Source organism: Pseudoalteromonas sp. JSTW, assembly GCF_013423925.1.
Lineage (GTDB): Bacteria > Pseudomonadota > Gammaproteobacteria > Enterobacterales > Alteromonadaceae > Pseudoalteromonas > Pseudoalteromonas lipolytica.
On record NZ_CP058973.1, the window covers coordinates 470709 to 496544 of the forward strand.

16 protein-coding genes and 1 pseudogene are annotated in these 25836 nt (G+C 39.7%); 3 read left to right on the top strand and 14 right to left on the bottom strand.

Annotation, left to right across the window (positions count from 1 at the left end):
• Positions 1 to 73: 73 nt before the first annotated feature.
• From GZH31_RS18410 to GZH31_RS18430, 5 genes are all read right to left on the bottom strand, one after another.
• Positions 74 to 958 carry a hypothetical protein gene (locus GZH31_RS18410; RefSeq protein ID WP_180311676.1) on the bottom strand — a complete coding sequence of 295 codons (885 nt, stop codon included), beginning with the start codon at positions 956 to 958 and terminating at the stop codon, positions 74 to 76.
• A gap of 173 nt (positions 959 to 1131) precedes the next feature.
• Positions 1132 to 2643, bottom strand: coding sequence for a Fic family protein (locus tag GZH31_RS18415; RefSeq protein WP_180311677.1), 1512 nt, complete (start codon positions 2641 to 2643; stop codon positions 1132 to 1134).
• 425 nt (positions 2644 to 3068) lie between these two features.
• A complete protein-coding gene (locus GZH31_RS18420) occupies positions 3069 to 5324 on the bottom strand; it encodes an acyl-CoA dehydrogenase (protein ID WP_036972165.1) in 2256 nt (751 codons plus the stop codon).
• Between the two features lie 242 nt (positions 5325 to 5566).
• The gene (locus tag GZH31_RS18425; RefSeq protein ID WP_180311678.1) at positions 5567 to 7108 is read right to left on the bottom strand and encodes a phospholipase D family protein; all 1542 of its coding nucleotides are present in this window, start codon (positions 7106 to 7108) and stop codon (positions 5567 to 5569) included.
• A gap of 322 nt (positions 7109 to 7430) precedes the next feature.
• Entirely contained in the window at positions 7431 to 7625 is a 195-nt protein-coding gene (locus tag GZH31_RS18430; protein WP_036972167.1) for a (2Fe-2S)-binding protein, read from the bottom strand.
• Positions 7626 to 8084: 459 nt separating this feature from the next.
• On the opposite strand from GZH31_RS18430, the gene GZH31_RS18435 reads away from it, so the two are divergent.
• The gene (locus GZH31_RS18435; protein ID WP_081759754.1) at positions 8085 to 10361 is read left to right on the top strand and encodes a CHRD domain-containing protein; all 2277 of its coding nucleotides are present in this window, start codon (positions 8085 to 8087) and stop codon (positions 10359 to 10361) included.
• Positions 10362 to 11496: 1135 nt separating this feature from the next.
• On the opposite strand, the gene GZH31_RS18440 is transcribed toward GZH31_RS18435, so the two are convergent.
• The 6 genes and pseudogenes from GZH31_RS18440 to GZH31_RS18465 all read right to left on the bottom strand — a co-directional run bounded on the left by GZH31_RS18440 (position 11497) and on the right by GZH31_RS18465 (position 15193).
• Positions 11497 to 11895, bottom strand: coding sequence for a hypothetical protein (locus GZH31_RS18440; protein WP_155950852.1), 399 nt, complete (start codon positions 11893 to 11895; stop codon positions 11497 to 11499).
• A 76-nt stretch (positions 11896 to 11971) separates the two neighbouring features.
• Positions 11972 to 12334 (bottom strand): hypothetical protein, encoded by a 363-nt coding sequence (locus GZH31_RS18445; protein WP_036972204.1) that lies wholly within the window; start codon positions 12332 to 12334, stop codon positions 11972 to 11974.
• 108 nt (positions 12335 to 12442) lie between these two features.
• Positions 12443 to 12514 (bottom strand): annotated as a pseudogene (locus GZH31_RS20125) (hypothetical protein); the annotation flags it as partial.
• 60 nt (positions 12515 to 12574) lie between these two features.
• Complete coding sequence (locus tag GZH31_RS18455) at positions 12575 to 13111, bottom strand: DUF6436 domain-containing protein (protein WP_075593216.1); 537 nt, start codon at positions 13109 to 13111, stop codon at positions 12575 to 12577.
• On the bottom strand, positions 13095 to 14561 hold the full coding sequence (locus GZH31_RS18460) for a methyl-accepting chemotaxis protein (RefSeq protein ID WP_180311679.1): 1467 nt from the start codon (positions 14559 to 14561) through the stop codon (positions 13095 to 13097). Before GZH31_RS18460 ends, GZH31_RS18455 begins: the two co-directional genes overlap by 17 nt.
• A 77-nt stretch (positions 14562 to 14638) precedes the next feature.
• The gene (locus GZH31_RS18465) at positions 14639 to 15193 is read right to left on the bottom strand and encodes a hydrolase (protein ID WP_180311680.1); all 555 of its coding nucleotides are present in this window, start codon (positions 15191 to 15193) and stop codon (positions 14639 to 14641) included.
• A gap of 170 nt (positions 15194 to 15363) precedes the next feature.
• Here GZH31_RS18465 and GZH31_RS18470 point away from each other — a divergent pair, with 170 nt between their 5' ends.
• Positions 15364 to 19899, top strand: coding sequence for an EAL domain-containing protein (locus GZH31_RS18470; RefSeq protein ID WP_306822760.1), 4536 nt, complete (start codon positions 15364 to 15366; stop codon positions 19897 to 19899).
• Between the two features lie 138 nt (positions 19900 to 20037).
• Here GZH31_RS18470 and GZH31_RS18475 read toward each other — a convergent pair whose 3' ends face one another.
• Entirely contained in the window at positions 20038 to 20949 is a 912-nt protein-coding gene (locus tag GZH31_RS18475) for a cation diffusion facilitator family transporter (protein ID WP_036972213.1), read from the bottom strand.
• Positions 20950 to 21161: 212 nt separating this feature from the next.
• Between GZH31_RS18475 and GZH31_RS18480 the strand changes: the two genes are divergently transcribed.
• Complete coding sequence (locus GZH31_RS18480) at positions 21162 to 22601, top strand: diguanylate cyclase domain-containing protein (protein WP_036972214.1); 1440 nt, start codon at positions 21162 to 21164, stop codon at positions 22599 to 22601.
• Between the two features lie 96 nt (positions 22602 to 22697).
• Here GZH31_RS18480 and GZH31_RS18485 read toward each other — a convergent pair whose 3' ends face one another.
• Entirely contained in the window at positions 22698 to 24632 is a 1935-nt protein-coding gene (locus GZH31_RS18485) for a methyl-accepting chemotaxis protein (protein ID WP_180311681.1), read from the bottom strand.
• 163 nt (positions 24633 to 24795) lie between these two features.
• Positions 24796 to 25755: an AraC family transcriptional regulator gene (locus GZH31_RS18490; RefSeq protein WP_143474465.1), complete on the bottom strand. Its 960-nt coding sequence runs from the start codon at positions 25753 to 25755 to the stop codon at positions 24796 to 24798.
• Positions 25756 to 25836 lie beyond the last annotated feature (81 nt).

The window sequence follows — 25836 nt, forward strand, 5'->3', positions numbered from 1 at the left end:
ATGAATTGGTGTGTGTGGGAGCTGCTGGAAAAGGGTTTACACATAACTTAATCTAAGATTTATAATCATAGTTTCAGTCAATTTTTGTTACAAGCTCTTTCTTCTCATCAAAACAATCTTGAATAAGTTCATCAAATTTAATGTTCAAACTTGTTACTAATTGATTACTGTTAGTTGCACCGTGAAAATTAACTAGCATTAATAGTACTTCATGAGTGTTTTTAATATGACCTAATAGTTCACTCTCAACCGTTATATTTGCTGTAACCTGTAAGCCTGGTATTTCAAAAATGTAAGTAAATAATTCTTTTAAATAAAACTTTGAAGGACCTGAAGTCGGTTCGCCATATTCATTCATAACTGTTGGGATTGGCTCTAAACCAACACTCTCTGTATGCTTTACAAAGCTATCAATATTGCTCATGTAACTCTTAAATGCATCGGTTATTATTGAGATATCAATTTCGTTCTCACTCTTGTTAACTGAAGAGTGAGGAAACATCTGTTTGTACAATACTTCTGGTTTAATAGTTACTAAGCTCGATTCAAATCGAGTATTTATTGCTTCACAATGCTCGCTGAAATATTTGTAATGGTTATAAAAATTATTAGCCATATTATTTTGCTCAACCAATCGATTGCTTTTAGCTTTCTGTTTAGATGAATGAAATCTATTGATCATCACACCTAAAGTAAGGGGTAATGTAAGTAAGGTAATGGGAAATGCATAATAATTAAGAAATGATGCAAGAGAATCAGATGATACATGTGGATTGTACAGCCCATCAGCAATAAGATCTTGCGTTAATGTATACATTAACCAGCAGATGATACCGAGCGGAACTAGTACCGCAATCCAAAAAATCCAGTTTTTATGTAATGCCTTATCCTCATGAATACCAAAAAAATACCTGAAAATATTTTTTAATGAGTTCCAAGTTTTAAGTAAGTAGAGCATGATATTCCTTTAAACTTAAAGACACCCATACTATATTCAAAAAGCTATCAACAACCAAAGAACTGTTATGAAAATAAATATCCCCCGAAATAAAGCTTAAAAGCTTTGGGTCACCCATTACTTACGAACCTTTAAGAGTGGAAAACATCTGACCTTTAATGAACGTAAGAGATTTATAGTAACGAGGCTAAAAATTTTGTAAATGGTACAATATCTTCACCAACGCTAGCAGCTTCTAACACTTGCATATACTCGTCTCGTCGCTCCATAGGTACAACAGTCCATGGGTAACCTCCAGAAGCCATCATTAAATTCATAATGAACCTGCCCATTCTGCCGTTACCATCAAAGTAAGGGTGGATGTAAACGAAAATGAAGTGCCCCATTACAACTCTGACTGCTGCATTACCCTCCTCTGCGAGTAAATCGAAGAATGTCGGCATCATATCGCGTACCGCATCTCTGCTTGGTGGAGTATGCATAGACTGGCGAATATAAACAGGCCCTGTTCGGTAACCAGCTAAGTCCGATTGTTTAATAATACCGGCCGCAACACTTGGGCCAAATAAGGCAAGGTACCAATCACTGTGCGTCTGTTCCAATACGTCACCAGAGTTCTTACTTTCTAATACTGCTAACACGGCTTTTTTAACTTCTTGGAACGCATCCCAGTAACCTTTAGCAGCCATGGTATCTAGGTGCTTTTTACTCTCGTCTGAACCATCAATTTGCCAGTTACCTGAACGAACAAGTTCAATTAGTTCACGCGTCACTCGATAGCCTTCAATAGACAGTGAGTGGTAGGCGTCGGTAACGTACTTGTCTTCTACTTCTGCCATGTAGGTTTCGATGTCGATGGTTCGGTGTGGTTGTTCAGGGAAGTGCGCAATAACACTTTCACGCATTTGCGCCCACATTAACCGCATGCGATTAACATAGGGCGATACATCACGACGACCAAAACTCACCTGTAAATTCTCGGCGAATGGGTCTTCTTCTTGCACTTTCAAATCGGCTGCCTGCATACCTTTTAAGATATTGTCAGCAATTAGGTCGCGGCCAATATTTCTAAAAGCCCCCACTAATCTGCCTGCAATCACGCTGTGATTACCGGCAAGTAAAACAGACAATACGTCTGATGCATCTGTCACCATCGATAAGGCTGTACGCATTAAGATGGGTGCATTTTTAAATTGGTTAGCCGAGCAATAAACCAGTGCTGAAGCCAAGCTGTATACGTTTAGTCCTGCTACGTTTTTAATATACTCAACATCAGGTAAATTTAACCTAACATCGAAAATAGAGGTATTGTGTAAAAAAGCGGTGGGTTTATTGTTGCCTTTGGGGGAGCGAACGAGCAATTGCTGAGGCACGGTTCTATCGCCGATATGCAGACTAAGTGATTGCTCAGGTGAAAGACACCATGATTTGGAGAACCGCTGTGACAAATATGCACCGCAAAAATCCCAGAAAGAAGTATACCAAGATGTACTGTCGCCCGGCTTTTCATCTGGCATAGCCGGTATGTACCAGCCTCGAATAACTTCACGAATAAACCCATGCTTCAAGAGCCGCTCTCGATGCACTCGACTAAGTTGCTTTGACTGAATGGCTACAACTCCTGACTCCTGAAGCTGTTGTAATTGCTCAAGCGAAGCTGCCAGTTTTTGTGATATGTCATTCATGTTCGCTCCAACCATTACTTACGATACTTACCCGTTATTAACTTCATCGCTAGGTTTTAGAGTTATATCATTTATAGGTTTTAATGTCATATAATTTATAGGTTTTAATGTCACATCATTTATAGGTTTTAATGTTTTCAGGTAAAGCTAGTAATGAAGATAAACACAACACATCACGAGTTGAGGTCTTTTTTCCACAATCGTACTTACTTAAGAGTGATGCAACTGAAAATATTCATCGAATTCAAAGTATATCTGCTTGGGGTTCATAATGCAGGTCTGTTGTATATTTTGTACCATGGCTATGTTGAGTTATTCCATTCGCTTAATTACGGTCTATTTTTAGGCAATAAAAAACCCGTGTTAAACACGGGTTTTTAAAGATAAAGTCCTAAAACTGCTGAGGACTTGCATTGTTGAATGACTTACTCGTTTACCACACTTTTAAGTGGGTTAACTGGCTTTGCATTATCGTCTAGCAAGTTCATATCAAAATCGAACTCGTCAACGCGAATAGCTTTTTCGCGTTTCTTGTTGTAATCGATTAATTGCGCATATTCTTGCTCATTAATTACGTTAGCAACAAGTGCGTTATCAAGTGTTTCTGCAAAACGAACGCCCGGTTTAATTGTTTTAGCACGCAATGCTTTCTTCACTTTTGCAAGTAGTTCAAGACACGCCATTTTCGCTTTGTAAGCCTGCTCATTGATGTAATGACCATCACCTTCAATTGGCGTTACTAAGTGCGTGATTTGTGCCTTAAACGCAGTATCCATTTGTGCTTGTGTTGCTAGCTCACGAATTAGATCATCGCTAATTTTCGGCATTTTCATCGAATAATTCATGGTGATGAAACGCATGAACTTACGCGTACCACTTGCAGGGAAGTTATCTAAGAACTTGTGCAGTGCTTCTTCAGCACTTTGAAGTGCAAAGCGTGTTGCATAGTGGAAATACGGCGCAGCTTGCTCGCGTTCACTGCTTGCTACTTTTTGCTCGTAGTACTTAATTGATGCCATGGCAGCGTATAAGAAACTCATTACATCACCTAAGCGTGCAGATAGCATTTCTGCTTGTTTAAGCTTGCCACCCAACACAAGTAACGAGAAATCAGCATAAACAGCTAACTTAGCCGACAGCTTTTGTGCCGCTTTTTCGTAATCACGAACTTCTGGTAACGACGACTTAGCACCTGCTGTAAATGGTAATACACCTAAGCGGAATGCACGTAAGCTGTTCGCGACACTGTAGCCCACTGTTTTACGTAAAATACGGTTAAATTCTTTATCTGCGTTTTTGTCTTCACTATGAATAGACTCAACCATAGATTGCAGATATGGGTGACAACGCATTACACCTTGTCCAAAAATCATTAGGTTACGAGTAAGAATGTTCGCACCTTCAACCGTAATAGCAATCGGTTGAGCAACATAGCCACTGGCTAAAGTATTTTGCGGACCATTTTGAATCGCTTTACCAGCTTGAATATCCATTGCTGAATCGAGCACATCACGGCCAATTTCAGTCATGTGGTACTTTGCAATTGCAGTCACAACCGATGGTTTTAAGCCCATGCCTAAACCTTCTGTTGTTAGTACGCGCATAGCTTCTTGTAGGTATGTTTTACCTGCAATATCAGCTAGTTTCTCTTGGATACCTTCAAATTGACCAATCGCTAAACCAAACTGTTCACGAACAGCAGCGTATTCAGAAGCCCCTTTAAATGCCACTTGTGACGAGCTAACACCTAGCGCTGGAAGCGAAATACCACGGCCAGCACCTAAACAGCTCACCAGCATCTGCCAACCACGACCAATGTTCTTTTGACCACCAATGATGAAATCCATTGGCACGAATACTTTTTCGCCACGAGTAGTCCCGTTATAAAAACGGATGCCCATTGGGTCATGACGATTACCAAGTTCAACACCTGGGTGATCTTTAGGAATAAGCGCACAGGTAATACCTAGGTTTTCTTTGCCACCTAGTAAACCATCAGGGTCAACAACTTTAAACGCTAAGCCTAATACAGTCGCAATGGGTGCAAGCGTAATGTAACGTTTGTCCCATGTGATCTCTAAGCCTAAAACTTCTTCACCATTAAATTGACCACGTTTAACAACACCAATATCTGGAATGCCACCGGCATCAGAACCCGCTTCAGGGCTCGTTAACGCAAAGCATGGAATGTCACGACCATTCGCAAGGCGAGGTAAGTAATGATCTTGTTGCTCTTTAGTACCAAAGTGCAGTAATAGCTCACCTGGGCCTAATGAATTAGGCACCATAACCGTTACCGCGACCGCAGAACTCTTCGTTGCAATCGTGCCAACAATTGTTGAGTTTGCATAAGGGCTGAACTCTAAACCACCGAATGACTTAGGAATAATAAGCGAGAAAAAACGCTCTTTTTTCAAGAAATCAAGAATGTAATCAGGAAGATGAACGCCATTTTGGATTTCAGAATCATCAATCATCGATAATAATTCTTTAACAGGGCCATCTAAAAACGCTTGCTCTTCGGCGCTCAGCTTTGCAGCGGGTACATCACGAAGTGCATCGAAGTCAGGTTTACCTTGGTAGATTGAACCTTCTAACCAAACATCACCTGCATCTAACGCTTCTTGTTCTGTAATTGAAATACTAGGTAATACTTTTTTTAATTTTGTACGTAAGCTCATAATAAACTCATCCGACCAGACAGTAATACCTACATTACGTCATAAATTGCACAATAGATCAATTGGTCCAACCAGTTTTTTTAACATTTTTTTATATTTATTTTTTCCTTGCACGCTAAGCACTTGAATATATTGAACTTACACGTGTACGCTCAATTTCAATTTTTTATAGCAAAATAGTTAAACCTAAAGGATTAAAATAAAAAGCCCAACTAAAAAGTTGGGCTTAGGAATTAATAACGTTAAAGCTCGTCTTCGATAGGAAATAAAGAGATAAACCATACTTGAAAACGCCGCCAAGACGAGGTTTGTGGCTCTTCATCAAATTGCTGATTACTTATGGTATCAAGCCAAATTAGTTCGTCATCATCTGGGCTTTTTAACTCAACTTTCCACGCATACTCAGGCATCTTTTTATCAACCCAGTGGGCTAAAAAGCCGCTCAACTTTTCACTGTCTATTAGTACGCCCATTTCGGTATTTAAATCAAGTGATCGCGGGTCAAGATTCATGGTACCAACGAAGATTTTTTCATCATCAAATGTCATCGTTTTTGCGTGCAGACTTGCCTGTGATGATCCGGTAACCTTTCGGCCTGCTTTTCGTTTAATTGCCACTAGGTCACTTGGTTTTAGTTCCCACAATTTAACACCGCCACGCACTAAGTCAGCACGGTATTTTTTATAGCCCGCATGCACAGCAGACACATCCGTAGCAGCCAGCGAATTAGTCAGCACAGTAACATCAACGCCCTTTTTAACCCAGCTGGTTAATAACTGCGTACCTTGCTCGCGAGGAATAAAATACGGCGATACAATAATAGCCTTGCGCTTTGGCTCTCCCATCTTTTTAAACAATGAAGGCGACATATTTGCCGACTTTTCATCGACATCATTCATTACTTTATCTGGGTGATCGTAAAATAAGGTCGACTCCTGCCAGTCAAACTCTATTTCATCGTTAAGCAAACGATTTACAAAGGCACTTTCACGTAATTGTTCAACATAATTGCTTTGCTGATTGTCTGCTACATAATTTTCTAGTGTCTTGGTTATCTCGATAAGTGATTGTTCATCACGCTCACCATGTAAATCTTGAACAGGGTATGAAAGTGTGTGATTCCAATATAAATCAAATGCATCTGAGGCTTCTGGCACAATATCACCCACGCTCATGACATCTAAATCGATAAATTCAGAATGATCTTCTGCTGAAAAGTAAGCATTACCAATATTACGCCCCCCCGTAATAAAAATACGGTTATCGACGATAAAGCTCTTGTTATGCATGCGTCTAGAAAGTTGGCTGTAGTTAGTTATAAATCCCAGAGCCCTAAACCGTCGATTTGGGAACGGGTTAAACAGCCTAACCTCAACATTAGGGTGAACAGCCAGTGCTGCTAAATCAAGCTCACTGTCGGCTTGCGATAAGTCATCAAGCAGTAAGCGAACCCTCACACCTCTTTCTGCCGCTTTCAGCAAAAACGCGGTAAATAAAATGGTGGTTTGTTGTCTATGGTATAAATAATACTGCACATCAATGGTGTGCTCTGCAGAATCAATCAGTGCAAGCCTTGCGACGAAGGCATCGACACCATCTACCAAAGGATAAAACCCTGACAAACCAGGATGATTACTACCCACAGCCTCTCCTATTGTACTCGGTGTATCAGCAGAAATAGCGTAACTTGGTTGAATAGATTCCCTTGAAGGCAGCTGCGCACAGCCCGTTATAGTAAAGATAAGTACTGCACAAAAAGTTGCTTTAAAAGAGTTTATTATCATGGTTCCCTACCAATGATGACCAGGTGATACCAGTTCGCTACATTACATGATGTGTTTTGAGACAAAAAAGCCTTGTTTGTAACAAAGCACACGTTTCGTTATTTAGTCAGATTGTGCAATTGCATATGCCCGTACAGCTACAAGCAGAAACTTTTAACGCTGCACGCATCGGGTTTACCCGCCAAACCGAACAAATAACACGTACGATACACACATAACACTTAGATATAACGTAATAAATGAAAGGCTTAAAAGCAAATAAAAACTGGAATCAAGGGGTAAGGAGCAAAGAAAAGAAGTAATTAAATGAAGAGCAAGTACATTAAGCGACTTGCTCTGTAATGTCAGCGATTTCGATAAGTTTACGATTAAGGATTTTTTTACAGCAACCACAGCACTTGCCGCACTGGCTACCTACCTGCAACTCTTTTGATAGCTCACGCATTGTCATTGCGCCGTTATCAATCGTTTGTTCGATTTTTTTATCCGTTACACCATGGCATAAACAAATATACATGAATGCAAACCACTCTCAATTACATTTAATAAATGCATATTAATCTAAACGGTAATAGTTCGCAATAGTATTATGAGCAATATTTGCTGTAATTTTAGCCATAGCCACATTGAAATAAATGCAGCTGCCATTTTCCCTTTATGTTTTACTAAGTTAGCTGCAACTTTGAACAATGAAAATTTTTATCTTTTTTGTTCGTTGTGCCGATGATTATTTGTGTACCGCTCATCATCCAATGCCAGCAATATGTTCATTAACGCAAACAATTTTATATCCGCCGAGATAAGCCAGCATGTCGTTCATAAAGTAAGTGTGTGACATTGATGAAAATTAAGTAAAAAGCATTATTATTTTTACTTTATTGTACTATTTTGATCCTTCTATATTTACTCGCCGTATTCCTAACTGAAATGGACACGTCGTAACGTCCGAACATAAAAAAATATATAAGGAACAACGATGAGATATTTACTCTTATTAAGCAGTATATTGTTCATCAGCGCATGCAGCGATGATAACGACGACAACAACGTAGAAATTATAACTCCCCCTCCTGTTCAGGAATTTAGCCCCAGTAAAACGTATTCCGTGACGCTGAGCGGTAAACAAGAAGTTCCTATGAATGCCTCTATGCAGACAGCAACAGCAACCGTAGAGCTAGATGAAAGCTTAATGCAGTTCCGCGCAACTCTTGATGCGAGTGCAGTCGAAGGGTTTAGTGCTGCTCATATTCATGACGGTGATTTAGGTGCTAATGGCGACGTTGCATTCACTTTTGAATCCACAAGTGAGGGCATGTACGAGGTTGCTATTACTGACCTCGACGAAGCTTTAATAGCCGATTTAATGGATGGTGATTGGTATATCAATGTTCACACCGAAGAATTTGCAAATGGCGAGTTACGCGCCCAAATCGTTCCTGATACAACAAGTATCATTACTTTCGCCTTAAACGGCAGCCAACAAGTACCTATGAATGACACTGATGCCATGGGATACGGATACGCCTCGTACGACAGTGCGAGCACAGAGTTACGCTTGCGAGCAGTCACCATGGGTGTAGACGACGCCACAGCAGCTCATATTCACACTGGTAAGTTAGGCTCTAATGGTGATGTGTTTGTCACATTAGAACAAGACGATGAAGTGATGACTGATTGGGTTGTACCAGAAGGTACCACTATCGACAGTGACACGTTAGCAGTCCTGCTTGATGGTGGGCATTATGTCAATGTACACACACCTGAATTTGCAGGCGGTGAAATTCGTGGTCAAATACTAACAGATAACTATGCTGTTGCTACCTTTGATTTAAGCGGCTCTCAAGAAGTCCCAATGGTGACCACCACAGCAGAAGGTGATGGCTATGCCCTCGTCGACACCACTGACTACAGTGTGGAACTCACGGTGGTAACTTCTGGTTTAGATGACGCAAGCGCAGCGCACATTCACACCGGTCGAATTGGTGAAAATGGCGATGTGTTAGTCGCGTTAGAACAATCAATGGATGATCCAAATGTATGGAGGACACCCAGCAACACCATGATCAACGCTGATATTTTTACCGTACTAGCATCAGGCGGCCATTATGTGAATGTTCACACACCAACAAACACAGGTGGCGAATTGCGTGGTCAAATTCTTACTAGTAACTATGCATTTACCAGCTTTAAATTAAATGGTGCTCAAGAAGTACCAGCGGTTGACAGCGATGCCAGCGGCGAAGCGTATGCACTCGTCAACATGAATGATTATAATCTAGAGCTGCGTGTTAACACGACCGGTGTTGATGACGCGACTGGTGCTCACATTCACACAGGCCGAATTGGAACAAACGGCGAAGTACTTGTTGCACTTGAACAATCACCAACCGATTCAAGTAAATGGATGACACCTGAAAACACCCAGATTAATGCTGATATATTCGCAGTGCTTGCGTCTGGTGGTCACTATGTCAATGTTCATACACCAGCAAATGCAAGTGGCGAAATTAGAGGACAAATCCTAACCGATAATTACCAACTTGTGACCTTTCCTTTAAGCGGTATGCAAGAAGTGCCCGCTGTTGATACTACAGCATCGGGCAGCGGTTATGCTCTTGTCAATATGGATAACTATCACCTTGAGTTAAGAGCACTCACCCAAGGCGTGAGCGATGCTACAGCAGCCCATATTCATACAGGCCGTATTGGCATGAATGGTGAGGTGCTTGCAGCACTGGCGCAATCTGCAGATAACGTTAACCTGTGGGAAACACCTGAAAACACCATGATTAATGCAGATATATTCGCAATTCTCGCGTCGGGCGGTCATTACGTTAATATTCATACCCCAGCACACCCAAACGGTGAACTACGTGGTCAAATTTTAACGGATAACTATGTATTTGTTACCTTCCCATTAAGTGGAGCCCAAGAAGTCCCAGCGGTCACGACTGACGCATTTGGTGATGGCTATGCATTAGTCAACACCACTGATTACAGCGTAGAACTGCAAGTTTTAACCTCCGGTGTGAGCGATGCCTCAGCCGCGCATATTCATACAGGGGTTGCAGGTGAAAATGGCCCTGTTCTTGTTGCCCTAGAGCAAGATGAAAGCGATATGAACCGTTGGATGACCAGCACTGGCACGATGATAAATGCTGATATTTTCTCAGTACTCGCCATGGGTGGTCACTATGTAAATGTGCATACTCCCGCAAACCCAAGCGGTGAGTTAAGAGGTCAAATTCAATAAAGCTTTACCTTTACATTCCTTACTATTAAGGCCAAGCATAGCTTGGCCTTTCTTTTAGAAAGTGGTAAGGAATTTAGAGAAAGGATTCTAATCAGAGAAGAGTCACTACCGCTAAGTACAGAATCTTGTGGAACTCCTCCAGATTTAATGTTTTGCCACTCAGCATAGGCCAGAGGTGCAAGATGGTTAAGTTGGGTTCAATCGAGCCCAAATTTTGTTAAAGACTAAAATTTTAATTCTGTACTAGATCTAAACATAAAAAGACCCCAGTAATTGGCTTGTATAATTATTGAGGGTCACTTCACTCGCGGGGCTTTGGATTAAATTACAACAGTAATCTCACTTGATTTACCTAGTGTTTTTTGCTTTCTAAGTCATGTCCGCATGAGTAACAATTTTTGCTTGGCAGCCTATAGCTAAAGAATGACCTCATTACCTGACTTCTCTTACAATTAGGGCATACATAGTTGAAAGTGCGAACAATTAATAATAATGCAAATAAAAAGCTCATTGAATAAAATAGATTTTGATAAAAAAGTCCACCAATTAGAATGAAGTTAAAACCGATTATACAAACAACTAAAGCTAACAGTATTGCTCTAAATTTAACATGTCGCGCCATTATTAATCCTCAAAAATCTCTTAACTTTGTCTACCGCTATACTTGTGGCATTTTAAATATATTGGTCTGTTAGTGTAAATGATTTGCTAACAGTTTCATCTGCACCAATTGAAGGCCCTATATCAACGGTTGCCGTTGGATCATCAAAGTTCTAATGAAGAATTGGTCGGGAAAATTCAATGGGGGACCAGTGTTGATGACATGACCTACCGATGTGCAACAGGCGATTATATTAGCACATCCAAAATAGTAGAAATCTCGCCTCAGAACCAGCTAATAAAAACCGCTAGTGGCAATCTCTATCAAGTTATTGGCGAAGGCCAAAAATCTCAAGTGCAAATAATTGACTTCCAACTCCTTCGGCACGGCTTCAGCCCTGAGCAGATCACCCAATTGAATTTGGCACCAAACGGAATTTTTCATTAAGCCACAAGAGCTAGAAAAAAACAAAGCCCCGCGAGTGCGAGGCTTTGGATTCAAAAAGATGGTGGTTCAACAAGTTTTGCGTAACAATTACCCTAATAGCTCTGCGACATCGAAAACAACATTGTCAGTAGAAACAACAAAATATTGATTACCTTTACTAAGTAGGATGGAATCTAGAAATCCATCAAACGAATACTTTCCGTCACTCCAACTCACGAATTGCTCAAATTCGAAATCTGAAACTTCGATTTCCACTTGTGAAACCAAATCTTCTTTCATCAGTTCACAGCGGCAAACAACCCGATGTGTCGCAGTCAATTCAGGGAACGTCGCCCTGCTGCTGCCTTTGCAAACGTCTGCTCCGTCACCATATATTACCAGTGATTTCTTTGACCCATAGAACAAAGCAGTTTCAACCAGCATTTCCCATGAAGACTGCATCCAGTCAGATAATGCTTCATCGTATTCTTCTGTGTCTGCGAGCATGCGAGTTACTAGTGGGAGTGAAGAGTTTAAATAATCTCTAAAAGAGTATATGAGTTCATTCGTCTTCATTGTCGTTTTATTCCCGCTTTAGTTCTTCGATTTTTTCGCGTTCTTTAGGCAGCGGATCTCTTTTCTTACCCTTACTACCCGGTTGTGGATTATTCCATTTTCGATCATTTCCTTTACCATTGGGATTGTTTGGAGCAGGATCTTTTCTCTTAACCCTATCTTCTGTAATATCAATCTCTGACCCATCACCTTTAGTAATCTTGATTCTAGGTTTTCCATCCTTAGTTTTATGATTATCTTCCATTGTATCCTCTTCAGGGTTGAAGTCTTCTATTTCGTCAACATCCCCGTCATCTGTCATCTCGTTATAGGCTATGACTCCCAGTACACCTAATGTTCCACCAATGACTGCACCTGCAAGAGCCCCCACTGGACACGCTGGCCCAGTTAAGCCACTGCCTACTGCCGCTCCCGCGACAGGGTTCCTCCCATCAGGATCTATATATTTATATGGATTATTATTTGCGTAAGCATATCTATTAAAGGTATGAACATTAGTAAACCCAACAGGATCATTCGAATAAAAACGCCCGATAACTGGGCATAGTATCGTGCCTGCATATACATTAGCTCAATACTGTCTAAGCATTACTCACTATAGGACATTATCTCAACTAATCTGGCAATAACAGCCTTTGGCATCAGAGTTAATAAAACGACTATTAAATCCTGCGCGTAAGTTTGCAATTACTAGCTCCACAAAGCCGTTTTGGCTTGAGCATGCTAAACCTTTTGATAATGGGCCGGCGTAAACAAGCTGTTGCTCTTTTGATACTAGGATAGCTGCAGGTTGTGCTGGTAAGAGTCTGGCAAGGGCTGGGGTAGGCGTTAAATTAACAACATGAATGCCATTATTTAGAGCATATTCTGACAAGCTCTGAATATGAGGCTGTGAACGGGTTGAACATACACAGCTGTTCTCATCAACAATATAGAGTGTATCGGCATGGGTTAACTCGATACCCTTTGATTTTATACCCATCGTAGCGTGAAAAGATTGCAACCAATCAGTTTGAGCCATTTTGTTATCAGGATCAAAAACCTGTGTTTGTTGCTGATAAGCAAGGTACAAAGCGAATACCACCGCGAATACCCACCCTATCGCTGCAATTACAACCCCTAACTTGGCATTATTTAAATTTGGCAATACCTTGCTCCAATACATCGATACTCACGTCAATTAACTGTACGCGCTCAGTTAATTTTTCAATCATTTCATTGTCATTGGCTTGGTTTTCAATCAATGTTTGAGAGTTTTGTGCAATTGCACGCGTGTTTGCCGCTTGGCTTTGTACTACATGAGCAACTGATTCTGAGCTCTTAGCAGCTAAGCTTACTTGCTCTGTCATAACACTAATCTGTTGTTTCATTTGCGAACTAATTGCGGTCAATTGTTCTATAAGTGCAACACTGCCTTGCATTGAATCCGTAGAAGAGGCACTGTTTTGCAACAGGCTTTCTAGAGTTTGAGTTATTTTATCTGTGGTATTTTTACTCCGTGTGGCAAGATTTCTGACTTCATCTGCAACAACGGCAAAGCCTCTTCCTTGTTCACCTGCCCGCGCAGCTTCAATTGCGGCATTAAGTGCCAGTAAATTTGTCTGCTCTGCTATTGATGAAATCTCATTTAATAAGTCAGATATATGGCTACAAGCACTGACTAATTGAGAAATATTTTTATCGGCTTGGTGCAAATTATTTGCGAGCTCAGCAGTTTTACTGTCGGTATTAGCAACTTCATTTAACGCTTCTTTTGCACTTAAATGTAAGTGTTTAAACTGTGTTTGCAGTTCTGTACTTTCATGTTCAACCTGTGAAAACCCCTCTGCTACTCGCTCGCCAGACTCAGCAATATCTAAAGAGAGTCGCTCACGCTTTGTTGCAAGCTCATGCAACTCATCATGTACTTTTACAAGTTGATTAGATTGATCTTTTAATACACTACTTTGGCTTTTAACATCGCCAACAACACGCGAAAAAAACCCTAAGAGTCTATTAAAACCTGCCACAGCTTCACTGTGCCTTTCATCCGCTCTTAAGCCGATGTTAATGCTATTTTCGTTCGCCATGATTTGTTCGGTTGTGTTACTTAACGATAAGCCAGCGCTGCGTTCTCGTTGTAACGTTTTGGCTATGTAACCCGCTACAATTGCTTCAACAATAGCGTAGGCTGCGTGGATAAGTACGGTGCTAAAAAACAGCCTGTCTGGGTCGAATACATAAACGCCCGCATCATTTATTTGCAAATAATAAAAGCTCAAATGATGAACAGCTACAAACGCTAAAGCGGTTATAAACACGCGCCACTCAACAAACATGATAAGAACAGCCATCAATATAAAAATTTCAAAATGAACTTCTATGAGACCAAAGCTTTGTTGAATATGTAAAAATGAAAACATCATACAACCCGCAGCCACTATGTGCGCTGTTAATGCGCTGTCGGGGTGTTTGTGTAACATCCATAAAGGCAGTGAAAGCAAGATAAGGCCAGTGAGCACACCAGATAGCAAAGTAGAAAACACAACCCCTAAAATTAATGACTCTAAAAATAATAGGATGAACAAATAGGTAAAAAGGCGACTAACACTGGTCATAACTAAAGCCTTAAAAATTAAACTAATTCACTAAATAAAACGCAGACTCCGTCTTACGAAGAAACCTGCAACATAGTTCACTTAATTAACTGTAAAACAGTTCTAAACTGCGTTGTTCCCGCTTTTTCTAACCACTGAAATAACACGCTTTCAGCACAGGTAACAATTGCACCCGCTGCACTCAATTGTTTAATGGCTAATGCTTTATGCTGTTTATTACGCGATGCTATTGCATCTTCAACAACAAACACCTGATAACCGGCCGCGATTAAATCAAGACTTGTTTGTAACACACAGACATGTGATTCAGTCCCAGTCACAACAATTTGCGGTCTTTGATACTCAGCGAGCATATGAATAAACCCAGGCTCTACACAGGCACTAAAATGCATTTTTTCATACATATTCGTGCTACGGATAAAGGACTTTAACTCAGGACTCGTTCTCCCTAGTTTGCTTGGATTTTGTTCAGTAAATATAAATGGTATATCCAATAATGACGCTGTCTTTAATAACTTTGATGTATTTTCAACAACAACGGCAAAGTCAGTAATGACAGGAGCAAGCCCTGCTTGTTCATCAATAACTAATAGAATGGCCTGCTTTTTTTGGCAAATAAACGAATGGCGCATTTCATTCCTTAACGTACTTTAACTAAGGTATTTATAGCACATACACTCATTTTATGTTTCGCGTGCGACTATTTACTAAATTATCTTTTCAGGGGCCTCAATTACATCCATAATTGTGCTATATTTTGTTAAAAGTTTTGCGCAAATAATAATTTAGGGTTAATCAGTCAGTGCCTAAACATTTCCATTTTGTTTTCATTTATCTTTTTTTAGCGCTTATTCCTAACGCGTATGCACAAAACTATGCACTGCAAATGCAACGTATTTCAACAGATGAAGGACTCACACAAGGCAGTGTAACGAAAGTAATTCAAGATGATTTAGGCTTTATTTGGATTGGTACTTACCAAGGCTTAAACCGCTATGATGGCTACCAAATGGCGGCATTTGCAGGAGAACACATTCTCGATCAGCGCCAGATAAATACGTTAGCCAAAACTCGCGACGGAAGAATATTTGTAAGTACCGAGTTTTCGGGCGCTTTTTTTATCGATCCTAAAACACTCAAGGTAGAAAAAATTTACGCTGGAAAGCTCGACCCAGAAGACGCGTTTTTCTCACCTATACTCGCTTTAACAGAAGACGATAGTTATTTTTATTTTGCTATTGCTCAGCATGTTTACTCTTACCACAAGCAATCAAAAAAGTTCTTACATGAGTTTTCTATAAACAAAGAAGAGCATATTGTACGAGCCCTCATCATACATGATAACTTTTTGTATATGGGTACATCTAATGGCTTGTTTTCTAAAAACTTAGCCGATGACCATATTTCAAATATTCCATTAACAGAAAAACTAAAAGTCACGGATGACAACAAAAACGTAAAATTATTGCGTGTAGATCCGCAACTAGGGTTACTTGTTGGCACTGTTGAGGGCATGTATGCCATCCCCTTTGATAACAAACGTTTGTTCGCATTTGGTAGCGTTAAGTTATTAATTCCTGAGTTAAATATTTGGGACTACTCGGCAAGCTCTTTTGGTGAGTATATAGTTACAGAAAAAGGGTTATATGAATTCAACCGTCAAACTTTGTCAGTTGAATATATTCTTCGCTTCGATCAAAGTAAATTCAACATGACCGACAACACCATCCCTGACATGATGGTTGATAAAACAGGGTTACTCTGGCTAGCATCTCGCTCACAAGGGGTATTCACATGGTCCACCCTAGCGAGACGGTTTAAGCATATAGAGTTAAAAAACGACACCAATAACTTTAACAATAATGTATGGTCTGTTGTACAAGATAAAGACCACACCATTTGGATCGGGACCGATAATGGTCTAATGAAATACAACCAACTAACCAAACGAGCTCAAGCATATTTAACAAGTGCCGACGAAAAAGCATTCCACGGTGAGTATGGTATTTTTGGCGTTGCAGAAGCAGAAATCGAAGATACAAAACGTTATTTGTGGGTGATGAGATACATGGGGTTAGTCCTTTTCGATAAGCTCACAGGCAAACTGGTTCCCTTAAAAGGTGATGAAGAAACAGTACGTATTTTAACAACTTATACAAGTTGGGGGTTTCACGTGATTGGACCCGATCAGTTCGCATTTATTAACGATAATGATTTTTATAGATACGATGGTAAAACGGGTGAACTACGCGTTATAGAAGGCCTAAAAGAACAAGTTGAAATTATTAATGCAAATGGTTTTCTAAAGCCATTGCCAACCCACCCTAATGAGTACTTATTGAGTATGTCGGGCAAGCTTTATCGCTATAACGAAGAAACACAAAAGCTGACATTACTATACCAAGTCGAAAACTATAACCCATCGGCCTTCTTTGTTACCACTGATTGGATTATTGATTACAACAACACACTGTGGCTAGCTTCTTCAGATGAAGGGCTGATAGGTCTTGATGCCGAAAACTATGAAGTAAAATACCGCATAAATACGCAATCAGGTTTAAAAGCTAAATCAATTTTTGGCTTGCAAATTGATCGCTTTGGCTTTTTATGGATGAGCTCTCAAAATGGCTTATACCGTTTAGACTTAAGTTCGTTAGAACTCGACCGCTACTTTATTCGTGATGGCCTTGCCGTTAATGAATTTAATTACGATGCTGATGCAACATTACATAATGGCCAGTTGGCTTTTGGATCTACGCGCGGTGTACTGCTTGTGTCTCCTGAAGATTTCTTATCGTCACCTGTAGAGCCTGGTAATGTAAAAACAGAAATTACTAATGTGTCTTTGCTTTCTCGAGAATTAAATTATCATCCCTATAAATACGTTGATGATCCGCTACAATTGACCGCTGATGATATGGGATTAGAAGTCAGTTTTTCTAACTTTGACACTATAAATAAAGACAAAACGGTGTACAAAGTTACGCTTGAAGGCCCTACATCACTTCATTACGACAGACTAACAACAAACAAAGTGTTTTTCACAAAATTACCTCCTGGCGATTATACGTTATCTGTTTCTTCAGTGTCTGACCTTAATAATATTATTTCTGAAAGTAGGCAATTACGCTTTAAAGTTGCCTATGCAACGTGGTCATCCCCCCTTGCTTATACCTGTTATACGATGATAACACTGGCCATTTTGTTTTTTATTTTCTGGCAATATCAAGCCCGTCAAAAAGCGATTCGTAAAGCGCACGATGAAGTATTAAAGTCTCAACAACAAACTGAATTAGCTTTAAGCAGTAATAAAAGTGGCGTATGGGAGGCTAACTTAGCCGAGCAAACCTTTTTTAATAGCCGCTGTGCAGTGGAGCTTGGCTACAGTGAATTTAAAGACAGTCTGCCCATTGCAGATTTCATGCAACTTATTCACCCTCTTGACCGCCGATTAGTTATCAGCCAATGGGAATCATTTTCTAAACAATTAAATAATGAACAATGGAATGTAACATACCGATTAAAGCACAAAAATGGAGAGTGGCTTTGGTACCAAGATGTTGGCCGTGTTGTTGAAACAGATGATGATAATAAGCCGTTAAAAATTTCAGGTATTTACACCAATATCACAGAGCAAAGAGCCAATGCACAACAAGCAGCTGTGCTAGGTGAGGCCTTTAGTCAAATTAACGATTGGTTACTTATTTTAGATAGCCAACTTAAACCGTTTTCAGCAAATACGAGCTTTAGCGAAGCCTTTTCAACACCTAAAAATATTACCGAGTTAACAGTTAAAGACTTTATCGGTGCGATTGGCAAATCTCATTATCTCGAATACTTAAATGTACTAAAAACACTTAAACCTAAACAAAACTGGAAAACAGAAGCCTATATTCGCACACTAAAAAGCCCTGCTCATCCAGTGCACATCAGTGTCACTGCGGTGGCCAAAGACAGCCAAAGCATTAACTATTATGTTATTGTTATTTCAGATTTAACAGAGCAAAAACGAGCTGAAGATGAACTTCGCTACTTAGCAAATTACGATCCTTTAACAGGGCTTCCTAATCGCACATTAATGCACTCTAAAATTAATAGTTGTATAAACAGCTCTAAAAAACGTAACAAGTTAGCAGCACTGTTGTTTATTGACCTTGATAAGTTTAAACCGGTTAATGATTCATTTGGTCACGCTGTGGGTGACCAATTACTGTGTAATATTACTCAACGCGTAAGCTTAATTTTGCCTGAAAACGCTGTTATTGGCCGCCAAAGTGGTGACGAATTCTTAGTGTTGGTCAAAGATCTGCATTCTCCTCAAAGTCTGAGTGAACTGGTTAAAAAGCTAACCGAAGAGCTCGCGAGCAAAGTAATTATCGATGACTTTTCTATTAATATTTCAGCCAGTATCGGGGTTGCACTCTACCCATTTGATGCCAAAACGGCAGACGACTTAATTCGTAATTCTGATATAGCAATGATGCATGCGAAACAATCTGGCAGAAATAACTTTAAGTACTTTACCGAGCAAATGAATAATCAGCTGACAAAAAAACTGTTGCTCGAAAACGCGTTAAAAGATGCCTTTAAAGATGATGAGTTATTTAATAATTATCAGCCTATCGTTAATGCGAAAACGAAAGAAATACATGGGGCTGAATTATTAATGCGATGGAGAAACGAGCAAGGGTTTGTTTCGCCTGCTGAATTTATTCCCATTGCAGAAGAAATTGGTTTAATAGAATTATTAACTGAACAAGCACTCGATCGCGCTCTGACTGAGTTATTGCCACTGCTTCGCGCAAACCCGCACTTTTACTTGTCGTTGAACTTGTCGCCAATGCACATTTTAAAGTCTAACTTAACTGAGCGATTACTCATGATTCTGAGCAATCATTTAATTAAACCTGTTCAGTTACGACTTGAAATAACAGAAAGCACACTACTCGAAGATAAAGAAAAAGCATCAAAACAATTAAAAATGCTAAAAAATGCCGGGTTTAAACTTCTTTTAGATGATTTTGGTACGGGTTACTCATCACTGACTTACTTAAGCCAGTTCCCTATTGATGTGATTAAGATAGATCAGAGCTTCGTACGCAACATTGGCTTAGATAAAAGCAACGAATCAATCATTCGTACTATTCATGCACTCTCATCAAACCTTGGCTTATATTGTATTGCTGAAGGGGTGGAAACTCTCGACCAAATAAACTTTTTAAGAAATATGGGCTGTAATGACCTGCAAGGTTATTATTTTGCTAAACCCATGTTAGCCGATGAACTGATTGCACAGCAGACTATTCAAAGTATTGTCGAACGCCTAAACAAACTGTAATACCCAATTTGCTTGATTAAATGAGCTCTTTAGAGCTGAAAAAACCGCGTTGATAACAAGGCAAAAATTTAGTTATTTAGTTGTTCTAAATCAGAAATTTTTAACGCAGGTAGCGACTGGTTTAATCACTCAAAATGATTAAGTATTTTTGCGGAATGGTATATCATGGTGGCATTCATGGCTTTCAATTTGTAGCACGCTTTTTGCGACTTTAAAACGAGACAGTAAAAGCTTTTCGACCTTTAAGCGGCAAGCTTCATCATGCTTTTCAACAGTGCAATGTTGCTTTAAAACCACGTGAGCCCCTACAACTAACTCTTTGTCTTGGCGAACCACGGTCACATTATGAACATTTTCAACATGTTCAACTGACGCAATACTTTGCTCTATTTCATTTACGTCTGGGAGCTTTCCGCTGTTTTCAAATAGACCTTTTAAACACCGACTAATAACTTTGACACCCGTGAATAATACAAACATGGCAATCAACATGCTCGAAATAATGTCGACCTCTGCCCACCCTGTTAAATAAATCAGAATACCCGCAAAGAACGTAGAAACGGTTGAAATCAAATCAAAAAATGAATGCAAAAATACTGCATACACATTAATACTGGCTTTTCGGCCTTTATACAGTACCCATGCTGCTGCACCATGAAACAGAAAGCCTATCGCCGATATTACAGACATTAGGTAACTATTGATGTGTAACTCATGGCCATCACTGTGATGAAAGTATCGCTCTCCACCTTCGTATAGAATCACCAAACTGATACTTAAATATAAAATACCATTGATCAACCCACCTGTTAGTTCAGCTCGTTGATAGCCATCATTAAAGTTTTTTGCAAAATAAATTGCCATGCTTGAAGCTATCAAAGCTATAAATAATGAACTGTTATGAACAAACAGATGCCCAGCATCAGCAAGAACAGCAAGCGAATTTGAATAATAGGCGCCAATGATCTGAATAACCATAAACGAGCAGGTTATGGCTAGCGCGATCAATAAACGGCGTCTTGATGCTTGGTGTGTTGTAATATCTGTCATGAAGAAGAGAGTAACCTATTCGCTGGATAAAAAGTAATGATATACAGTCTCAATTGTAATACGTGACGCCTTTAAACGCACTAAAAACTTAATTCATCCTACCTATTAAACTAATTTATGGCTTTCAGAGGACCTCAAAGGAAAATTTTATATCAATTATTTGTTAAAATATGTAAACTTATGCTGTTCGTTTATATAGGGTAAAGTGTACGATGGGTTCAAGTGAGCAAACATGGCAAACGTTATCGGCTCTGCCGCTTGCAATAATCATGTTTAATGAAGAGCAGAATCGCTTTTATTTTAATTCACTTGCACAATCGTTATTCTCAGTTGAAGAATACGCTAATTTACACGATTTAAATGTCGATCACTTAAGCCTAAGCGATACACACTCGAGCCGTCTGTTATCCTACGATGATTTTTTACCTTGCGCACAAAAAAGCAAACCACTGAGTATTACGCTGGCAAACAGTAAAAACAATACGCTTAAGTTACTTGATTTCAAATTTGCTTCACTCAGTCAGTCTTTATTTATTACTATTTGTGAACCTCGGACATTTAAAAGTCACGATCAAAGGCAAGACTTTGATGAGCTAATTTCACAAATTTCCACAGAACTTATCGATATTCAAAACGAAAGTATGGATAAGCAAATAGGAAAAGCGCTAAAAACCATTGGCTTAAATTGCCAAGCTGATCGCACCTATATATTTGAGTTTAGTGATGATGGCTTATCAATGAGTAACACTTACGAGTGGGTAAATACGGACATTGTTCCTTTTAAGGAGCACTTACAAAATATTCCACGCGACTCCCTGCCTTACTTTTTTCAGCAAATGCAAACTCGTCATGTATTTAATGCATCTAATACCGCTGAGCTGCCCGATGAAGCTGCGGCCGAAAAAGCCGAGTTTACCAATGAAGGCATTCAATCAGTATTATGTATTGGCTTAGTAAGTGAGCAAACACTGTTTGGCTTTATAGGCTGTGATTGCGTAAAACAAGCACGCCAGTGGTCGCAAACAGACTTATTGCGGATCAAATTAGTGGGCGACATGATCGCCAACGCGTTAAAAAGCTGGCAATACAAACATAAACTTGAGCACACTCAGCAATTGCTGATTGCCGCGAATAAAGAGCTGCATCAACAAGCTCACATTGATAGCTTAACAAACATCGCAAACCGCCGGCAGCTCGACCTTGTACTCCAACAAGAGCTCAATCGTTGTGCTCGAAGCGATTTACCACTGAGTTTAATCCTTTGTGATATTGATGCGTTTAAGCTTTATAACGACTCACTTGGTCATCAACAAGGTGATTTAGCATTAAAAGACGTTGCAAGTATTTTAGCAAAACAGTGCCAACGTGAAGGTGATTTAGCCGCACGGTACGGGGGTGAAGAATTTGCCATCGTTTTATCTGCAACCAATAGCCAGCATGCCCTGACATTTTGCCAAAAACTGCAAAAAGCAATAAAGAAGGCCGCTATTGCACACCCAAGCTCGAACATAGATCCTTTGTTAACCATGAGTTTTGGCATTTATACATGCACACCCAATAAACAGACAACAGCAGATTCCGTGCTCGATATAACCGATAAAGCATTGTACAAAGCCAAGCAAAATGGCCGAAATAGAATCGAAATGGGCTAAGAGTAACCCGCTTCGATTAATATTCTATATCGTATAATTCAGTTGATTAGATAAGCGCACTTTAAACTGTGCTGAAATTCTCAACTACCTTACAAATTACACTCTAAACTGACTAACCAAACCTTTTAGATGCTGAGCTCGCGATAACAAACTTTGTGTGCCTAGTTGTTGCTGTTGAGCGTTATTATGAATCTCAGTTGCACTCCCTGAAATTTCATGAGCAGATTGGTTTATATGCTCAACAACTGTGCCTTGTTCTTCTGTTGCTGCGGCAACTTGATGGTTGCCTTGACTAATCATTTCAAATTTATGTTGAATAGCTTGCAAAGATGACAACGCAACCTGAGTCAACTCTGTTACTTTTTGACTACTCAACGTACCTTGGGCTATCGCCTCTTGCGATTGTAGCGAAGAGCTTTGCAATCGAGACACTTGCTCACGAATTTCAGATGTTGAGTTTTGTGTGCGCTGTGCAAGTGAACGAACTTCATCTGCAACGACAGCAAACCCTCTACCCTGCTCTCCCGCTCTTGCAGCTTCAATAGCAGCATTCAATGCCAACAAGTTAGTTTGCTCAGAAATTGCATTAATTACTTCTACTACCGAGTTAATTTCAGCTGCTTGAGCTGCGAACTCACCGATACTTTTATCGACATCCATTAAAATATCATTCAGTTCTGTCATGGTCTTAGCTGTGGTTGCCATACTTTGAGTGGTCTCAGCCGTTTCTTTAACCGCTTCTTCTGTATCGCTTGCAGTCCGATGAGCAATATCAGAGACCTCATTGATAGTTTGCCCCATTTCAGTGATAGCCGTTGCGACTTGATCGGTTTGCGCTTTTTGATCATCGGTAGCTGCAAACGTTTTATCAGCTGAAACGGCTAGATCATCAATCCCTTTACGCATCGCTTCTTCCGTTATGCTAATTTCATCAACTAGCTCAGCCACTTTTCCTATGATTGCATTAAAACCTTTAGCAAGGTGTCCCAATTCATTATCAACGCTGTCGTCTAGGCGCTTATGTAAGTCACCACCTTGACCAGACATTTCGAGCAGTTCGTCACCCACACCACGAATTTTTGCGCTCAACCAATTAGCAAAGTACAGAGTTAGTACGAGGAAAATTGCGGCAAGGACAATACTAACAATGATTGACATGATAACCACTGCATTTATAGCCGATGAAATTTCGTCTTTTGGCTGTATCGCAACCAACGTTAGACCCATGCCTGAAATGGGCATCAATCCGGCGTAAACATCATTGCCATCAAGTTTAATTTGCGAAAGTGTAAAGCTATTTTTGTTAGCATTCGTAATATTTTTAAATGAACTCAATTCATTAATATTTGATACTTGTTTACCAATGTAAGAATTATTCTCATGCGCAATAACACGGTTACTATCATCTATCAAAAATAAATAACCATGTTCACCTATTTTGCGTGACGTCACAATGCTCGATATGTCTGAAATGTCATACCCAAGGCCTGCAACCCCCACTTTTTCACCATTAATTTGCACTAAAGTATTTACATAAAGTGTAAGTTGCCCTCCTTCTTCACTAACATCTAATGCAAGTGCCTGACGTTCATTAGAGCTTAGGAAATCGAAAAACCAGTTATCGCGTGGTTCGTTTGCCGAAACAGCTTTAAAAAAACCTGCCTGAGTGTAATAACTTAAGGTATTGCGACTAACCCAAAAGACAGAAGAGGCGCCACTTTTAACTTTTAAATCAGCAAAATAATCCATAACACGATGATGGATATTTGAGTTTTTTTCTCCCTCACTCATCCACTGATGTAACATCAAGTTTTCGGCAAATGACTGAGATACTGAAATAGGGTAGCGCATTTGTGCATCAATTTGCGCTGCAACTTTACCCACCGCATCAGGTAACAATTGGGTTTCTGTTTGCTGATAATACAGTTTTGAAAATTGGCTTGTATTTATCAATGCACTTATCGTTGTAACAATAAGCAAAGTACAGAAAACAAAGCTTATAAAAATGGTGCGAAGTGACAAGTTACGCATGTGAGTAGACCTCAGACTTTATATGTAAATTAAATAGTTAAGATCATCCTTGCGTCTTAGGGGTGATTTTAGGCAATAACCCTTTGTTAAGCAATTACTATTTATATTTTTACAATTGTTATTACGTAAATTATCTTCAGTAAACTAATAACCTATTTTCTTATTAAGCAAGGGCTATCATTTGCTCTCGGTACACTTTAGGCGACACACCATACCAGCGGTTAAAAGCATGATGAAATGCACTTAGCTCAGAATAACCACATAAAAAAGCTATTTCAGTCAGTGATAAATCCGTTTCTGTCAGTAAAGACACACTTTTTTGCTTTCTGAGTAACGCCAATTCTTTGCTAAAATTAGTGCCTTCCTTAGCTAGCCGACGTTGTAATGTTTTTTCACTCATATTCAATGCTTTAGCGAGCACAGCACAACTAAACTGACCTTGAATTAAATGCTCTTCCAACAGAATACGCAAAATCTGAGTTACTGTACTTTGTGATGCTAACTTTATATTACTCGATAAAAGTACCTGGCTTTGTACTTGCTCGCTAAAAAACAAACTATGTGTTTTCGCAGCGTATTCAATCGGGCAATTAAAGTGTTCGTCAATTTCAGCGTTAGGCTCTTTACGCTGTAAACAAATACGTGTTGGACACCAGTCTTTACCCTTCACTGTACGGGCTATTTTTAAACAAAAAGCCATGGGGGCTTCGTAACTTAATAATGACATATCACGCTCGCCGTCACTAAAGTTAAAGCGCAGCTCATACTCATCACCATGATCAATTAACGACACATTATGAGTATCTCCCATCAGCTTTTGATAACGCAATATAAGTCTAAACGCACTAAGTAACTGTGTTGATTGAATAATAGCCATTCCCACAACAGGGATAGCGCGTACGTTCATATTGCTACCAACATATACGCCTAAGTGTGTGTTTGGCAACATGGCTTGCGCTTGCTTCCAAAGCAAACTGACATGAGCTTGCGGATACCGAGCACTTTGACTGCTCAGATCAGTGAGTCGAATATTCGCGTTTTCAAATAACTCGTTAATCGGTAAGCCTTGCCATTTAAAAGACTCAGCCATAGCCCGTAACCACCAGCTTGAAAGAGTACGCACACACTGTCCTCAAAAAACAATTCAATGACCCATATTATCAAGTAATTTAAAAAATAAAAGCCTATTGTTAACCTGTAATTA

Excerpts from the sequence above, each read along its gene's own strand:
- GZH31_RS18435 (WP_081759754.1), top strand. The coding sequence starts at position 8,085 with ATGAGATATTTACTCTTATTAAGCAGTATATTGTTCATCAGCGCATGC.
- GZH31_RS18425 (WP_180311678.1), bottom strand. The coding sequence starts at position 7,108 with ATGATAATAAACTCTTTTAAAGCAACTTTTTGTGCAGTACTTATCTTT.
- GZH31_RS18475 (WP_036972213.1), bottom strand. The coding sequence starts at position 20,949 with ATGACAGATATTACAACACACCAAGCATCAAGACGCCGTTTATTGATC.
- GZH31_RS18440 (WP_155950852.1), bottom strand. The coding sequence starts at position 11,895 with ATGCTCGCAGACACAGAAGAATACGATGAAGCATTATCTGACTGGATG.
- GZH31_RS18430 (WP_036972167.1), bottom strand. The coding sequence starts at position 7,625 with ATGTATATTTGTTTATGCCATGGTGTAACGGATAAAAAAATCGAACAA.
- GZH31_RS18410 (WP_180311676.1), bottom strand. The coding sequence starts at position 958 with ATGCTCTACTTACTTAAAACTTGGAACTCATTAAAAAATATTTTCAGG.
- GZH31_RS18485 (WP_180311681.1), bottom strand. The coding sequence starts at position 24,632 with ATGCGTAACTTGTCACTTCGCACCATTTTTATAAGCTTTGTTTTCTGT.
- GZH31_RS18465 (WP_180311680.1), bottom strand. The coding sequence starts at position 15,193 with ATGCGCCATTCGTTTATTTGCCAAAAAAAGCAGGCCATTCTATTAGTT.
- GZH31_RS18460 (WP_180311679.1), bottom strand. The coding sequence starts at position 14,561 with ATGACCAGTGTTAGTCGCCTTTTTACCTATTTGTTCATCCTATTATTT.
- GZH31_RS18415 (WP_180311677.1), bottom strand. The coding sequence starts at position 2,643 with ATGAATGACATATCACAAAAACTGGCAGCTTCGCTTGAGCAATTACAA.
- GZH31_RS18420 (WP_036972165.1), bottom strand. The coding sequence starts at position 5,324 with ATGAGCTTACGTACAAAATTAAAAAAAGTATTACCTAGTATTTCAATT.
- GZH31_RS18480 (WP_036972214.1), top strand. The coding sequence starts at position 21,162 with ATGGGTTCAAGTGAGCAAACATGGCAAACGTTATCGGCTCTGCCGCTT.